General features: G+C 64.9%; 9 protein-coding genes, 1 tRNA gene and 3 rRNA genes. All 13 read right to left on the reverse strand.

Annotation, left to right across the window (positions count from 1 at the left end; all coding sequences use genetic code 11):
• Window positions 1-196: 196 nt before the first annotated feature.
• Window positions 197-268 (reverse strand) — tRNA-Gln (locus FFG40_RS14005).
• 45 nt (window positions 269-313) lie between these two features.
• Window positions 314-1,345 carry an NAD(P)/FAD-dependent oxidoreductase gene (locus tag FFG40_RS14010; RefSeq protein ID WP_138803699.1) on the reverse strand — a complete coding sequence of 344 codons (1,032 nt, stop codon included), beginning with the start codon at window positions 1,343-1,345 and terminating at the stop codon, window positions 314-316.
• Between the two features lie 6 nt (window positions 1,346-1,351).
• On the reverse strand, window positions 1,352-2,839 hold the full coding sequence (gltX, locus tag FFG40_RS14015) for a glutamate--tRNA ligase (protein ID WP_138803700.1): 1,488 nt from the start codon (window positions 2,837-2,839) through the stop codon (window positions 1,352-1,354).
• A gap of 115 nt (window positions 2,840-2,954) precedes the next feature.
• Window positions 2,955-3,071, reverse strand: a 5S ribosomal RNA gene (gene rrf, locus FFG40_RS14020).
• Between the two features lie 156 nt (window positions 3,072-3,227).
• Window positions 3,228-6,355: ribosomal RNA gene (locus tag FFG40_RS14025) — 23S ribosomal RNA — on the reverse strand.
• A gap of 426 nt (window positions 6,356-6,781) precedes the next feature.
• Window positions 6,782-8,303, reverse strand: a 16S ribosomal RNA gene (locus FFG40_RS14030).
• The 16S, 23S and 5S rRNA genes sit together here, the layout of an rRNA operon.
• 520 nt (window positions 8,304-8,823) lie before the next feature.
• Complete coding sequence (locus FFG40_RS14035; protein ID WP_138803701.1) at window positions 8,824-9,594, reverse strand: fumarylacetoacetate hydrolase family protein; 771 nt, start codon at window positions 9,592-9,594, stop codon at window positions 8,824-8,826.
• A gap of 30 nt (window positions 9,595-9,624) precedes the next feature.
• Window positions 9,625-10,734: a branched-chain amino acid aminotransferase gene (locus FFG40_RS14040; RefSeq protein WP_138803702.1), complete on the reverse strand. Its 1,110-nt coding sequence runs from the start codon at window positions 10,732-10,734 to the stop codon at window positions 9,625-9,627.
• 15 nt (window positions 10,735-10,749) lie between these two features.
• On the reverse strand, window positions 10,750-11,823 hold the full coding sequence (locus FFG40_RS14045) for a 3-isopropylmalate dehydrogenase (RefSeq protein WP_138803703.1): 1,074 nt from the start codon (window positions 11,821-11,823) through the stop codon (window positions 10,750-10,752).
• Window positions 11,824-11,836: 13 nt separating this feature from the next.
• Entirely contained in the window at window positions 11,837-13,426 is a 1,590-nt protein-coding gene (gene serA / locus FFG40_RS14050) for a phosphoglycerate dehydrogenase (protein WP_027466535.1), read from the reverse strand.
• 157 nt (window positions 13,427-13,583) lie between these two features.
• A complete protein-coding gene (locus FFG40_RS14055; RefSeq protein ID WP_027466534.1) occupies window positions 13,584-13,922 on the reverse strand; it encodes a hypothetical protein in 339 nt (112 codons plus the stop codon).
• Between the two features lie 41 nt (window positions 13,923-13,963).
• On the reverse strand, window positions 13,964-14,428 hold the full coding sequence (locus tag FFG40_RS14060; RefSeq protein WP_027466533.1) for a hypothetical protein: 465 nt from the start codon (window positions 14,426-14,428) through the stop codon (window positions 13,964-13,966).
• A 59-nt stretch (window positions 14,429-14,487) separates the two neighbouring features.
• Window positions 14,488-15,678, reverse strand: coding sequence for a mannitol-1-phosphate 5-dehydrogenase (locus FFG40_RS14065; protein WP_111056057.1), 1,191 nt, complete (start codon window positions 15,676-15,678; stop codon window positions 14,488-14,490).
• Between the last annotated feature and the right edge of the window lie 35 nt (window positions 15,679-15,713).

Genomic DNA, 15,713 nt, shown 5'->3' on the forward strand with positions numbered 1-15,713 from the left:
ACGACCGGACCACCGCCGTGGGCGCCTTCCCCACGGCGGCTCGCCCCGGCTCGGGATCGTGCGGTTCCGCGCAACCTCCGGATCAGCCGTGGCGTGACCGTGGATGAGCCGTGCATCCCCGATGAGGACGCTCGGAACGAGAACGGTCCGGAACGAGAACAGCCCCCGGGAGATCCCGGGGGCTGTTCATCGAGTGCTGGGGTACCTGGACTCGAACCAAGAACGACGGTACCAGAAACCGCTGTGTTGCCAATTACACCATACCCCAAAAGGCCTGTCGGCCTTCTGGCCCGGTCACCCGGGGCACGATCAACTACTGTACAGCATCCCGGAGGTCCGCAAGACCACCCACCAGGTCTCGGTGCACGGCGGCGGCGGTCGCGGCTCCGTGTCCGGCGGCGACGATGAGCTGCTCCGGCCCGGGAGGCGTGACGTCTCCCACGGCGTAGAGCCCCGGGACGGATGTCCGGCCCACCCGGTCCACCACGAGGAGTCCCTGCGTGTCGCGCTGGAGCCCCTCGAGCGCTCCGGGCGTGTCGCCGTTCGCGGCCGTGTTCCCGCTCGTTGCGCCCGGACTCGTGGTGGCGCTGGTGCGCAGCCAGTCGAGGTCGGCGTGCCACACCGGTCGGACGAACCCACCGGTCCGCGGCTCGACGTGGCCGTCGGCGAGCCGGACGCCGGTCATCCCGGAGCGATCGCCCTCGAGGTCCGCGACGACCCGCTCGTCCACGACGACCCCCGCCGCCGCCAGTCGAACACGGCCTGCGTCGTCGAGCGGCGCCACCCCGTTCGTGTAGACGATCAGGTCGTCGGTCCACGAGGCGATGAGCAGCGCCCGGTCGACGACGTCGTCGGTCTCGCAGATGAACGCGAGCGGCTGCCCGGCCTTGTCGTACGCATCACACTCGACGCAGCTGTGCACCGCGGTGCCGTAGAACGCGCGGAGCATCGGCAGTGCCGGGAACTCCTCACGCAACCCCGTCGCCACGACGACCGTCCGGGCTCGGGCGTCGAGTTCGGTTCCGCGCCACGAACCGTGCACCCGCCAGGTGTCCGTGTCGGGGTCCGGGGTCACCAGGTCGACGACGGACTGCACGACCGTCGCTTCCGGGTACCCCTCGACCTCGGTCCGCCCGAGCTTCCGGAGCTCGAGCGGCGAGATGCCGTCCCGCGTCAGGAACCCGTGCGACCGGAGCGTCGCGGCGTTCCGGGGGCGGTTCGCGTCGACGAGCAGAACGGTGCGCTTCGCCCGGACCAGGTTGAGCGCAGCGCTCAGCCCGGCCGGACCAGCGCCGATGACCGCCACGTCGTGCACGACCGGGACGGCGTGCTCCGTGCTGCTCACGGTCGGTCAGCGCGCCGCGAGGGCGCGGAGGCGCGTCAGGGTGGACTCCTTGCCCAGGATCTCCATCGACTCGAACAGCGGCGGGCTGATCCGACGTCCGGACACCGCCACGCGCAGCGGGCCGAAGGCGACGCGGGGCTTCAGGCCGAGCTCGTCGATGAGGGCCGCACGGAGCGCGCCCTCGACAGCCTCGGTGGTCCAGTCCTGGACGCCCTCGAGCGCGGCGATGCTCGCCTCGAGCACCGTCGCCGTGTCGCCCTTGAGCGACGACAGCGCGTCGTCCTCGACCACCAGGTCGGCGTCGGAGGTGAACAGGAACCCGAGCATCGCCGGTGCCTCGCCGAGCAGCTGCATGCGCTCCTGCACGAGCGGAGCCGCCTTGGTCAGGACCTCGAGCTGCTCCGGTGTCGCGGGGTCGCTGATGAACTCCGACAGGTACGGCAGCAGGCGCGACCGGAAGTCCTCCGGCGCCAGCAGACGGATGTGGTCCCCGTTGATCGCCTCGGCCTTCTTGTGGTCGAAGCGGGCCGGGTTCGGGTTCACGTCGGTGACGTCGAACGCCGCGACCATCTCGTCGATCGAGAACACGTCGCGGTCGGGACCGATCGACCAGCCGAGCAGCGCCAGGTAGTTGACGAGCCCCTCCGGGATCATGCCGGCGGCACGGTGGTGGAACAGGTTCGACTCGGGGTCACGCTTCGAGAGCTTCTTGTTGCCCTCCCCCATCACGTACGGCAGGTGCCCGAACACGGGGATGGAGGGCGCGAGGCCGATCTCGTACAGTGCCTCGTACAGGGCGATCTGCCGCGGCGTCGACGACAGCAGGTCCTCGCCCCGGAGCACGTGGGTGATGCCCATCAGGGCGTCGTCCACCGGGTTCGTGAACGTGTACAGCGGCGTGCCGTTCGGGCGCACCACCACGAAGTCGGGGAACGTGCCCTGCTTGAAGGTGATCTCGCCGCGCACCAGGTCGTCGAAACTCAGGTCACGGTCGGGGACCCGCAGCCGGAGTGCCGGCTCGCGGCCCTCGTCGCGGAAGGCCTGGCGTTCGGCGTCAGTCAGGTCACGCTCGTGGTTGTCGTAGCCCTGCTTGGGGTCACGACCGGCGGCCCTGTTGCGGGCTTCCATCTCGTCCGGCGTGACGAAGGACTCGTAGATGTGGCCGGACTCCTTGAGCTTCGCGATCACGTCGTCGTAGATCGCCGTGCGCTCGGACTGCCGGTACGGTCCGTGCTCGCCGCCGGCATCCACCCCCTCGTCCCAGTCGAGCCGGAGCCAGCGCAGCGCATCGAGGATCTGCGCGTACGACTCCTCGCTGTCGCGGGCGGCGTCGGTGTCCTCGATGCGGAACACGAGCTTGCCGCCGGTGTGGCGGGCGTACGCCCAGTTGAAGAGCGCCGTACGGATGAGCCCCACGTGCGGGGTCCCCGTCGGGCTCGGGCAGAAGCGGACGCGGATGTCGGAGCCGGAGGCAGTGGTGAAAGGCGCAGTCATGACCCGTCAACCCTACCGCGGCACCTGTCCCTCCCACCTGCCCCGTGGACGGGCCGCAAACGCAGAAAACCCCTGACCACGAATGGTCAGGGGTTCCCTGGTTCTTCTACGTTAAGTCCGGCGGCGTCCTACTCTCCCACAAGGTCCCCCTTGCAGTACCATCGGCGCTGAGAGGCTTAGCTTCCGGGTTCGGAATGTGACCGGGCGTTTCCCTCTCGCTATGACCACCGGAACACTCTCGACCAGATCATACTTGGTCTCAAAGCTGTCCCGACTGCTGCCCCCGGTGAAGAGGGCAGAGCGGTGTATTCAGTTTCGATTCCCGATCGTCTGTCGGGAACCACAAAGTGGACGCGAGCCCGTGCAACAAGTGCACGGAAATCAGTGTGTTATCAAGTCTTCGGCTTATTAGTACCGGTCAGCTCCACGGGTCGTTAGTCCCCGCTTCCACATCCGGCCTATCAACCCAGTAGTCTGCTGGGAGCCTCTCACACTCAAGGTGCATGGAAATCTCATCTCGAAGACGGCTTCCCGCTTAGATGCTTTCAGCGGTTATCCGGTCCGAACGTAGCTAATCAGCGGTGCCCTTGGCAGAACAACTGACACACCAGAGGTTCGTCCATCCCGGTCCTCTCGTACTAGGGATAGATCTTCTCAAATTTCCAACGCGCGCAGCGGATAGGGACCGAACTGTCTCACGACGTTCTAAACCCAGCTCGCGTACCGCTTTAATGGGCGAACAGCCCAACCCTTGGGACCTACTCCAGCCCCAGGATGCGACGAGCCGACATCGAGGTGCCAAACCATGCCGTCGATATGGACTCTTGGGCAAGATCAGCCTGTTATCCCCGAGGTACCTTTTATCCGTTGAGCGACAGCGCTTCCACAAGCCACTGCCGGATCACTAGTCCCGACTTTCGTCCCTGCTCGACCTGTCAGTCTCACAGTCAAGCTCCCTTGTGCACTTACACTCGCCACCTGATTGCCAACCAGGTTGAGGGAACCTTTGGGCGCCTCCGTTACTCTTTGGGAGGCAACCGCCCCAGTTAAACTACCCATCAGGCACTGTCCATGAACCCGATCAGGGTCCTACGTTAGACATCCAAAGTGACCAGAGTGGTATTTCAACAATGACTCCACGAACACTAGCGTGCCCGCTTCACAGTCTCCCACCTATCCTACACAAGCCACTCCGAACACCAATACCAAACTGTAGTAAAGGTCACGGGGTCTTTCCGTCCTGCTGCGCGTAACGAGCATCTTTACTCGTAGTGCAATTTCGCCGAGTTCGCGGTTGAGACAGCTGGGAAGTCGTTACGCCATTCGTGCAGGTCGGAACTTACCCGACAAGGAATTTCGCTACCTTAGGATGGTTATAGTTACCACCGCCGTTTACTGGGGCTTAAATTCAGAGCTTCGCCCAAAGGCTAACCCTTCCTCTTAACCTTCCAGCACCGGGCAGGCGTCAGTCCGTATACATCGTCTTGCGACTTCGCACGGACCTGTGTTTTTAGTAAACAGTCGCTTCCCACTGGTCTCTGCGGCCTTCAACGCTCACGGAGTAAATCCGGTCACGTGTCCGGCCCCCCTTCTCCCGAAGTTACGGGGGCATTTTGCCGAGTTCCTTAACCACGATTCTCTCGATCTCCTTGGTATTCTCTACCTGACCACCTGAGTCGGTTTCGGGTACGGGCGGCTGCAACCTCGCGTCGATGCTTTTCTCGGCAGCATAGGATCACTGATTTCCCCTTACGGGTACGCGTCGGATCTCAGGCACACAGACGACGGATTTGCCTATCGTCAGCCCTACATCCTTACACCAGGTTCACCTTACGGATACCATCGCCTGGCTCAGCTACCTTCCTGCGTCACACCTGTTCATACGCTAACCGCACCAGCATGGGGTCGAGCGTTAGACCGGCCACCATCACCCCGAAGGGATCCGGTTGTACCGGGTTAGGACTCTTAGCACCACTGGATTAGCTTGGGCGGTTGTTCGCCGGTACGGGAATATCAACCCGTTGTCCATCGACTACGCCTGTCGGCCTCGCCTTAGGTCCCGACTTACCCAGGGCGGATTAACCTGGCCCTGGAACCCTTGGTCTTTCGGAGGACGGGTTTCTCACCCGTCTTTCGCTACTCATGCCTGCATTCTCACTCGTGTAGCGTCCACGGCTGGATCACTCCGCCGCTTCACTCGCCACACGACGCTCTCCTACCACTCCGCACGACTGAACCACGAAGGCTTGTCTATAGTGCGAAATCTACAACTTCGGTGGTGTGCTTGAGCCCCGTTACATTGTCGGCGCGGAATCACTTGACCAGTGAGCTATTACGCACTCTTTCAAGGGTGGCTGCTTCTAAGCCAACCTCCTGGTTGTCTGTGCAACTCCACATCCTTTCCCACTTAGCACACGCTTAGGGACCTTAGTTGGTAGTCTGGGTTGTTTCCCTCTCGACGATGAAGCTTATCCCCCACCGTCTCACTGCTGCGCTCTCACTCACCGGCATTCGGAGTTTGGCTGACGTCAGTAACCTGTTGAGGCCCATCGGCCATCCAGTAGCTCTACCTCCGGCGAGAAACACGCAACGCTGCACCTAAATGCATTTCGGAGAGAACCAGCTATCACGAAGTTTGATTGGCCTTTCACCCCTATCCACAGCTCATCCCCTCCATTTTCAACTGAAGTGGGTTCGGTCCTCCACGACGTCTTACCGTCGCTTCAACCTGGCCATGGATAGATCACTTCGCTTCGGGTCTAGAACATGCGACTCAAACGCCCTATTCAGACTCGCTTTCGCTACGGCTGCCCCTCACGGGTTAACCTCGCCACATATCACTAACTCGCAGGCTCATTCTTCAAAAGGCACGCCGTCACCCCTACTAAGGAGGCTCCGACGGTTTGTAAGCAAACGGTTTCAGGTACTATTTCACTCCCCTCCCGGGGTACTTTTCACCTTTCCCTCACGGTACTTGTCCGCTATCGGTCATCTGGGAGTATTTAGGCTTATCAGGTGGTCCTGACAGATTCACACGGGATTTCTCGGGCCCCGTGCTACTTGGGATACACATCCGGCCATAACACCATTTCGTCTACGGGGCTGGCACCCACTACGGCCCGGCTTTCAAACCGGTTCGACTATGATGCGCTGTAACCGTCCCAGTCCGGCAGAACTGAGTGACGTGTCCCACAACCCCGACCATGCAACGCCCGCCGGCTATCACACATGATCGGTTTAGCCTCATCCGCTTTCGCTCGCCACTACTCACGGAATCACATGTTGTTTTCTCTTCCTGTGGGTACTGAGATGTTTCACTTCCCCACGTTCCCTCTACCCGCCCTATATATTCAGGCGGGAGTCACCAGGTCGCAAAACGCCTGGCGGGGTTTCCCCATTCGGAAATCCTCGGATCGAGGCTCGATTATCAGCTCCCCGAGGCTTATCGCAGATTTCTACGTCCTTCATCGGCTCCAGATGCCAAGGCATCCACCGTTTGCTCTTAGAAACTTGACCACAAAGATTAAAATTGCGATCCAACGTCACCAATCAACAACCCGAAGGCTGATCATGGATGACGCGAATCAAAGATGCTCGCGTCCACTGTGTAGTTCTCAACATACGATCGGCACCAGCACTCCCCCACCACAACAGTAGGTTCACCCTGGCCCGACGAAGGACCCGTAGGCCCAACCCCCACCACCACTCACGTGACGACAGGAAGCCTGGTCCCTCAGGACCCAACAACGTGCACCAGCCAGCAGCTCCACCCCGACCCGTCCCAACCCTGCAAGCAGAGCGTACTGAGGTCGGAAGCATCACTCCCAACTGCACTGTCAATGTTCCACCCATGAGCTACCCGTCGGACACGTTCGGTCCGAATCAGGCGCCTGGACCATGCGTGCCCCGATAAGGGACAACACGAGGCCAGATGCTCCTTAGAAAGGAGGTGATCCAGCCGCACCTTCCGGTACGGCTACCTTGTTACGACTTAGTCCTAATCACCGATCCCACCTTCGACGGCTCCTTCCACAAGGGTTAGGCCACCGGCTTCGGGTGTTACCGACTTTCATGACTTGACGGGCGGTGTGTACAAGGCCCGGGAACGTATTCACCGCAGCGTTGCTGATCTGCGATTACTAGCGACTCCGACTTCATGAGGTCGAGTTGCAGACCTCAATCCGAACTGAGACCGGCTTTTTGGGATTCGCTCCACCTTACGGTATCGCAGCCCTTTGTACCGGCCATTGTAGCATGCGTGAAGCCCAAGACATAAGGGGCATGATGATTTGACGTCATCCCCACCTTCCTCCGAGTTGACCCCGGCAGTCTCCTATGAGTCCCCGGCATAACCCGCTGGCAACATAGAACGAGGGTTGCGCTCGTTGCGGGACTTAACCCAACATCTCACGACACGAGCTGACGACAACCATGCACCACCTGTACACCGACCACAAGGGGGCGACCATCTCTGGCCGTTTCCGGTGTATGTCAAGCCTTGGTAAGGTTCTTCGCGTTGCATCGAATTAATCCGCATGCTCCGCCGCTTGTGCGGGCCCCCGTCAATTCCTTTGAGTTTTAGCCTTGCGGCCGTACTCCCCAGGCGGGGCGCTTAATGCGTTAGCTACGACACAGAAACCGTGGAAAGGTCCCTACATCTAGCGCCCAACGTTTACGGCATGGACTACCAGGGTATCTAATCCTGTTCGCTCCCCATGCTTTCGCTCCTCAGCGTCAGTTACGGCCCAGAGATCTGCCTTCGCCATCGGTGTTCCTCCTGATATCTGCGCATTCCACCGCTACACCAGGAATTCCAATCTCCCCTACCGCACTCTAGTCTGCCCGTACCCACTGCAAGCCCGAGGTTGAGCCTCGGGATTTCACAGCAGACGCGACAAACCGCCTACGAGCTCTTTACGCCCAATAATTCCGGACAACGCTTGCACCCTACGTATTACCGCGGCTGCTGGCACGTAGTTAGCCGGTGCTTTTTCTGCAGGTACCGTCACTTTCGCTTCTTCCCTACTAAAAGAGGTTTACAACCCGAAGGCCGTCATCCCTCACGCGGCGTTGCTGCATCAGGCTTTCGCCCATTGTGCAATATTCCCCACTGCTGCCTCCCGTAGGAGTCTGGGCCGTGTCTCAGTCCCAGTGTGGCCGGTCACCCTCTCAGGCCGGCTACCCGTCGTCGCCTTGGTGAGCCATTACCTCACCAACAAGCTGATAGGCCGCGAGTCCATCCCCAACCAAAAAATCTTTCCACCACCAGACCATGCGGCCAGTGATCATATCCAGTATTAGACGTCGTTTCCAACGCTTATCCCAGAGTCAGGGGCAGGTTACTCACGTGTTACTCACCCGTTCGCCACTAATCCACCCAGCAAGCTGGGCATCATCGTTCGACTTGCATGTGTTAAGCACGCCGCCAGCGTTCGTCCTGAGCCAGGATCAAACTCTCCGTAAAAAAATACAGACCCAACACCCGAAGGCATCAGACCGAGTTGATTCTGACTGTTGACTGTCTACTGACAATCTTCAATCCAAAAGGAATTGCTTCATGACCCGGTCAGCAAGCCGACCAGGCACGAGGTCAATCAATAAATTGGCATTGACAATGTGCACGCTGTTGAGTTCTCAAGGACCAGACGCACTCCCCGCTCGACCCACAAAAGGTTCCGCCAGAGAGGCATTCGTCTTGTACAACATCCTGGGCGCACAACCAAAGGTCGTGGTTCCGAGGAGTTGGTTGCCTGAGCGGGACCCCGTCCGGACTGCATCTCCAGGTTTTCAACCCGGTGATCGTCTCGGCCGTTCCGTTCTCCGCCTCAGCGGCAACGAGTGATTACTTTACGCAGAGGTGAACGGCAGCGCCAAGCCGGGCCACATCCCGGGCGTGTCGCCCACTGGGCCCATGCTGAGCACTCCCCCGAGAACGACGAACGGCCCGCTCCCCACCTGGGGGAACGGGCCGTTCGGCAGCGCTGTCAGTGCCGGGCGATGACGGGGTTCTTGAGCGAACCGATGCCCGAGATGGTGACCTCGACGATCTCGCCGTCGCGGATCTGTCCGACACCGGCCGGGGTCCCGGTCAGGATGACGTCGCCGGGCAGGAGCGTCCAGATCGAGGACACGAACTCGACGAGCGACGGGATGTCGTGCACCATCTCGTTCGTCGAGGCCGCCTGCCGGAGGTCACCGTCGACGCGCGTCTCGATGCGGATGTCCGACGGGTCGATCTCGGTCTCGATCACGGGGCCGAGCGGGCAGAACGTGTCGAACCCCTTCGCCCGGGTCCACTGGCCGTCGCGCGCCTGCAGGTCACGGGCGGTCACGTCGTTGGCGATCGTGTAGCCGAGGATGACGCTCGCGAAGTCCTCGCGCCGGACGTTCTTCGCGAGCGAGCCGATCACGATGGCGAGTTCGCCCTCGTGGTCGACACGTCCGACGTCGACCGGGAGCCGGATCGGCTCGTCCGGACCGATCACCGAGGTGTTCGGCTTGAGGAACACCACCGGGTCGTCGCCGGCGCGCTCGTCCATCTCCGAGGCGTGCTCCGAGTAGTTGAGCCCGACGCCGATGACCTTCGAGCGCGGGATGACGGGGGCGAGGAGCTTGGCGTCGGCGAGTGCCACGCGCTCCCCCGTGGTCTCGAACCCCTGGTACATCGGGTCTCCCGCGAGCACCACCAGAGCGCGCTCGTCGAGGATGCCGTACCGGGGGTCTTCACCCTTGCTGCTGAACCGTGCGATCTTCACCGTTCGACCCTACCCACGCCCGCCGGTCGATCAGGACGCGTCGGTCAGCTTGGTCATCCACCCGTGCGGGTCGGGACGACGGCCGTACTGGATGTCGGTGAGCTCGTCGCGCAGGGACATCGTGAGCTCCCCCGCCCCGACGGTCGGCGAACCGATCGTGAAGCCGTCGCCCCGGAGTTCGGCGATCGGGGTGACCACGGCGGCGGTGCCGCACGCGAAGGCCTCGGTGATCGAGCCGTCGGCGACGCCGTCGCGCCACTCGTCGAGGGTCACCCGGCGCTTCTCGACGGTCAGGCCGCGGTCCTCGGCCAGCTGCAGGATCGAGTCACGCGTGATCCCCTCGAGGATCGAGTCGGAGTCGGGCGTGACGAGGGTGCCGTCGGACTTGACCAGGACGACGTTCATCCCGCCGAGCTCTTCGAGGTACTTGCCCTCCACCGAGTCGAGGAACATCACCTGCTGGCAGCCGTGCTCGTAGGCCTCTTGCTGGGGCAGCAGCGACGAGGCGTAGTTGCCGCCGGTCTTCGCCGCACCGGTCCCGCCCTTGCCGGCACGGGCGTACTGCGTCGACAGCCAGATCGACACCGGCTTCGGGCCCGAGGTGAAGTACGCACCGGCCGGGCTCGCGATGCAGTGGTACGCGACGGCCTGTGCCGCCCGGACCCCGAGGAACGATTCCGTCGCGATCATGAACGGCCGCAGGTACAGGCTGGTCTCGGGCGCCGAGGGCACCCAGTCGACGTCGGTCTGCACCAACTGCCGGATCGACTCGACGAACGCCTCGACCGGGAGCTCCGGGAGCGCGAGCCGTCGGGCGGACCGCTGGAACCGTCGGGCGTTGGCGTCCGGTCGGAACGACCACACCGAGCCGTCCGCGTGCCGGTAGGCCTTGAGCCCCTCGAAGATCTCCTGGGCGTAGTGCAGGACACTCGCGCTGGGGTCGAGGGACAGCGGCCCGTACGGGTGGATCGACGCGCTGTGCCAGCCGTCGTCGAGCGTCCACTCGACCGTCGCCATGTGGTCGGTGAAGTGCTTGCCGAAGCCCGGGTCGGCGAGGATCTGCTCACGCTCGGCGGCCGCGCGGCGGTCGGCGGACGGGGTGCTGGCGAACTCGAGTCCGAAGGCGGTGTCGTTGCTCATGGGGAGGACTCCTTCTCAGGCGGTGGTGGTGCGTGCCGTGGCCGCGGCGGCGATCGCGTCGCCGATCTCGGCCGTGCGACGCGGCGTGGTGCCCCGGTCGGCGAGGTCGGACTCCACCGCAGCCGTCACCGCGGCCGCCAGGTCACCGCGACCGATGTGGTCGAGCAACAGGGCGACGGAACGGATCGCGGCGGTGGGGTCGGCCAGCTGCTGACCTGCGATGTCCGGCGCGGAACCGTGGACCGGCTCGAACATGCTGGGGAAGGTGCCGTCCGGGTTGATGTTGCCCGAGGCCGCCAGACCGATGCCGCCGCTGATCGCGCCGGCCAGGTCGGTGATGATGTCGCCGAACAGGTTGTCGGTGACGATGACGTCGAACCGTGCGGGGTCGCGCACCATGTGGATGGTGACCGCGTCCACGTGCTGGTAGTCGACCGTGACGTCCGGGTACTCGGCGCCGACTGCCGCGACGGTGCGCTGCCAGAGGGCTCCGGCGTGCACCAGGACGTTGCTCTTGTGCACGAGGGTCAGGTGGCGACGCGGGCGTCGGTCCGCCAGCGCGAAGGCGTACCGCACGACCCGCTCGACACCGAAGGCGGTGTTCAACGAGACCTCGGTCGCGATCTCGTGCGGGGTACCGGTCCGGATGGCACCGCCGTTGCCGACGTAGGGCCCTTCGGTGCCTTCGCGCACGACCACGAAGTCGACCTCGCCGGGGTCGGCGAGCGGCGTCGGGACGGCCGGGTGCACCATCGTCGGCCGGAGGTTCACGTAGTGGTCGAACGCGAAGCGGAGCTTGAGGAGCAGCCCGCGCTCGATGATGCCCCCGGCGAGCCGCGGGTCACGAGGGTCACCGCCGACCGCTCCGAGCAGGATCGCGTCGTGCTGCGCGATCGCTGCCATGTCGTCGTCGGTCAGGATGTCGCCGGTCTCCAGGTACCGTGCGGCGCCGAGGGAGAACGGGGTCTCCTGCACCACGAGGTCGTCCGGCAGGACCGCGTGCAGGACCTTCAGGGCCTCGTCGACGACCTCGGGGCCGATGCCGTCACCACGGATGACCGCGAGTCGGATCGTCTGCGCGCTGCTCATGTCCGCCACTCCCCTAGAGCGTGATGTCGATCTCGCGGAGCGAGGACGCGTCGATCGCCGAGCGGACGTGCTCGAGGATCTCGGCCGGCACGGGCGAGTCGACCGTCAGGACGCTCAGCGCCTGGCCACCGGCGGCTTCGCGCGAGATCTGCATCGCGGCGATGTTGATGCCGGCCTGGCCGAACTCCTTGCCGTAGACCGCGACGATGCCCGGTCGGTCGGTGTACTCCATCACGACGTGGTGGCGGTCGAGCGGCACCTCGACGTCGTGCCCGTTGATCTCGACGAGCTTCTCGACCTGCTTCGGGCCGGTGAGCGTGCCGGACACGCTGATCGCCGGGCCGTCGGACTGGGCGCCGCGGATCGTCAGCACGTTGCGGTACTCGGGGCTGTCGGTCTCGGTGATGAGGCGGACGGTGACCCCGCGCTGCTCGGCGATGAGCGGGGCGTTGACGTACGAGACCTGGTCGCTCACGACGTCGGTGAAGACACCCTTGAGCGCCGCGAGCTTCAGCACGCTGACGTCGTACTCGGCGAGCTCGCCGTGCACCTCGACGTCGATGCTCGTCACCGGCGAGGTCGCCAGGGCGGTGAAGACCTGGCCGAGCTTCTCGACGAGCGGGATGCCGGGGCGCACGTACGGGTCGATGACCCCTCCGGCGACGTTGACCGCGTCGGGCACGAGCTCGCCGCCGAGGGCGAGACGGACCGACTTGGCGACCGAGACGCCTGCCTTCTCCTGCGCTTCGTCGGTGGAGGCACCGAGGTGCGGCGTCACGACGACGTTCGGGAGCGCCAGGAGCGGCGAGTCCTTCGGGGGCTCGGCGACGAAGACGTCGAGGCCGGCGCCGGCGATGGTGTTCGCCGTGAGTGCACGGTGCAGGGCGTCCTCGTCGATCAGGCCGCCGCGGGCCACGTTCACGACGAACGCGGTCGGCTTCATCAGGGCGAACTGGGCGTCCGAGATCATGCCGAGGGTCTCCGGCGTCCTCGGCATGTGGATCGTGGTGAAGTCGGCCCGGCGCAGCAGGTCGTCGAGGGAGACGAGCTCGACCCCGAGCTGCTGCGCACGTGCCGTGGTGACGTACGGGTCGTACGCGATGACCGTCACGCCGAAGGCCTGCAGCCGCTGGGTGATGAGCGCGCCGATGCGGCCAAGGCCGATGATGCCGACGGTCTTCTCGTAGAGCTCGACACCGGTGTACGACGAGCGCTTCCACGCACCGGCGGCCAGCGAGGCGTGGGCGGCCGGGATGTGCCGCGCGAGCGACAGGATGTGCCCGACCGTGAGCTCCGCCGCCGAGATGATGTTCGAGGTCGGGGCGTTCACCACCATCACGCCGGCGGTCGTCGCCGCCTTGATGTCGACGTTGTCGAGGCCGACGCCGGCACGGGCGACGACCTTGAGGCTCGGTGCCGCGGCGATCGCCTCGGCGTCGATCTTGGTGGCGGACCGCACGAGGACGGCGTGCGCGTCGGACAGCGCCGCCAGGAGCGCCGGACGGTCGGTGCCGTCCACGTTCCGGATCTCGAAGTCGGGCCCGAGGGCGTCGACCGTTGCGGGCGAGAGTTCTTCGGCGATCAGGACGACCGGCTTCGACACAGCAGCTGTTTCCTCACTCGAGACGGTTGGTATCCCACCATGCTATCGACGCGAGCCGGTGGTGACGACCGCGGGAGCGGTCCTGTGGAGAACCACACGACGGCCGGGAGGCGCGGGGCGGGGCCGCACCGTGCCTCCTGGCCGTGGGCGGGGCGCGTCAGAAGTCCAGCAGCGTCGGGACGAACAGCTGGAGGTCGAGCCAGAGGGCGCCGGCACCGGCGAACGCGACCACGAACACCGCGATCGTGACGGGCAGGCTCGCGCGCCGGGTGATGACGATCGCCGCGACGAACGCGACCGGCGCGATGAGGATGTCGAGCACGAGCCACAGCCACGGGGTGCTGGTCTGCAGCGAGTCGCCACCCGAGGTCGTCTGGAGGAACGCGTTGAAGGCGTCCACCCGCTGGTTGATCTGCGTCAGGTTGCCGACGGCCTGCACCGTCATGTACGCGAACAGCGCCGCGAACACGACCCAGACCACGATCTTCGCGACCACGGGGGCACTGTTCCGGCGGGTCGCCGCCGGCACTGCCCCGGTCACCCGAAGCTCCGCGTCAGGAGGAACGGCCAGGGGAAGAGCACGACGGCGCCGAGGAGCATCCAGAGCAGGCGGGTCCGCGTGCGGCTGCTGCGCGCTGCCCAGAGCACCACCGTGAACCAGAGTGCCGGCGCGAGGATCGCGAGGAAGCGGAGCACCTCGACGAAGAGCGTGAGGACGGTGTCGACGCCGGAGACGTACGCGGTCGACGCGGTGAGGAGCCAGGCCACCGTGTAGAGCAGGTAGAGGCCACCGAAGACGCCGAACCCGACGAGCGCGCCGGAGGTCTCGGGTGCTTCGGGGTCACGGGCTCCGCGGTCACGCACCGCCACCGGGTTGTGCGCCGCGTCGACGTGGGTGGCGTCGTCCGCGTCACCCCAGCTGAGGGCGGCGTCGTCGGTGTCGACGGCGTTCGGCACGTCCGGGTCGATCGACCCGTCTGGTGGGGATGCTGCCGTGGTCATGCCCCGATTCTACGAGGGACACGACCCCGGGGAGACCAGCGACGGCCGGGAGGTCTACGTCAGACGTCGGCCGGCTGCGTCGCGAGGACCTCGGCGACGACGTCGCGGACGGCAGGGAAGAGCGGGTGGCTCTCCATCAGGCCCGTGAGGATCTCGGTGAGCGCGTGCGCGGTCGCCCCGGAGCGCAGGAGTGCGTGCAGCTCGATCGACTCCGGGTCGTTCTCGTCGTCGAACGCGAGCGCCGCGCGGACTGCGCCGAGCAGGTGTTCGACGGGCAGGCCGCGCTCGGCGAGCTGCGACGCCGGGCCGACGAAGCGTTCACGACGGCCGAGCTTGCGGAGCGGGTTGCGGCCGACGCGTGCCGTGGAGTCCGGCAGGTGCGGGTTCGCGATGCGGGAGAGGTTCGCGGCGACGTAGCGCGCGTGGTCCTCGGGGTCGAAGCCGTGCTTCGCGATCAGCAGTGCGGTGGTCTCGGCGAGCACCCCGTCGACCTCGGCGCGGACGGCGTCGTCCTCGAGGGCTTCGCGGATGAGCCGGATGCCCCGCACGTAGCCGTGGTAGGCGGCGGTGGCGTGCGCCGTGTTGACCGTGTAGAGCTTCCGCTCGACGAATGGCTGCAGGTCGTCGACCCAGGTGACGCCCTCGATCGTCGGCGGTTCGGCGTCGGAGCCGAGGAACGGGGTGCGCTCGATGACCCACTCGTAGAACGGTTCGAGCACGACGTCGAGGCCGCCGGACTGCCCGAGCACACCGGACTGGTCCGGGACGATGCGGTCGATCGCGCAGTTCGCGAAGACGGCGGCGATGTCGCGGTCTTCGAGGATGGGGGCGCGGCGGATGCTGGCGTGCAGGGAGTCGGTCGCGTTGAACGCGTTCTCGCAGGCCACGATCGTGACGTCACCGCGCTCGAGCGGGCGTGCCGCGAGCCCTTCGGCGATGAGCGGCGCGACGAGCGGGAGCGTGCGTGCGCCCACGGCGGTGGTCACCACGTCGGCCTCGGCGATGGCCTGCACCACACGCTCGCGGTCGGTCTTGCTGCTGAGCGCACGGAACCCGTAGACGAGGTGCTCGACCGGCATCTCGCCGACCTCGTGCACCACGAACCGGCCGGCTTCGTTGAGGGCCGAAACCACGCGTTCGTCGACGTCGACGAAGGTGAGCTCGTAGCCGCTCGCCACGAGGAACTGGCCCACGAACCCACGCCCGATCTTGCCGGCGCCGATGTGGACCGCTCGCTTCGTCACCGCCATCGAACGATCATCCCATGCTGGTCGGGGCGGTCCTG

Origin of the sequence: Curtobacterium sp. KBS0715 (assembly GCF_005938005.2) — a bacterium.
Classification (GTDB): domain Bacteria; phylum Actinomycetota; class Actinomycetes; order Actinomycetales; family Microbacteriaceae; genus Curtobacterium; species Curtobacterium flaccumfaciens.

Coding starts and splice junctions, on each gene's coding strand:
- FFG40_RS14045 (WP_138803703.1), bottom strand. CDS start 11,823: ATGAGCAGCGCGCAGACGATCCGACTCGCGGTCATCCGTGGTGACGGC.
- FFG40_RS14065 (WP_111056057.1), bottom strand. CDS start 15,678: ATGGCGGTGACGAAGCGAGCGGTCCACATCGGCGCCGGCAAGATCGGG.
- FFG40_RS14060 (WP_027466533.1), bottom strand. CDS start 14,428: ATGACCACGGCAGCATCCCCACCAGACGGGTCGATCGACCCGGACGTG.
- FFG40_RS14040 (WP_138803702.1), bottom strand. CDS start 10,734: ATGAGCAACGACACCGCCTTCGGACTCGAGTTCGCCAGCACCCCGTCC.
- gltX (WP_138803700.1), bottom strand. CDS start 2,839: ATGACTGCGCCTTTCACCACTGCCTCCGGCTCCGACATCCGCGTCCGC.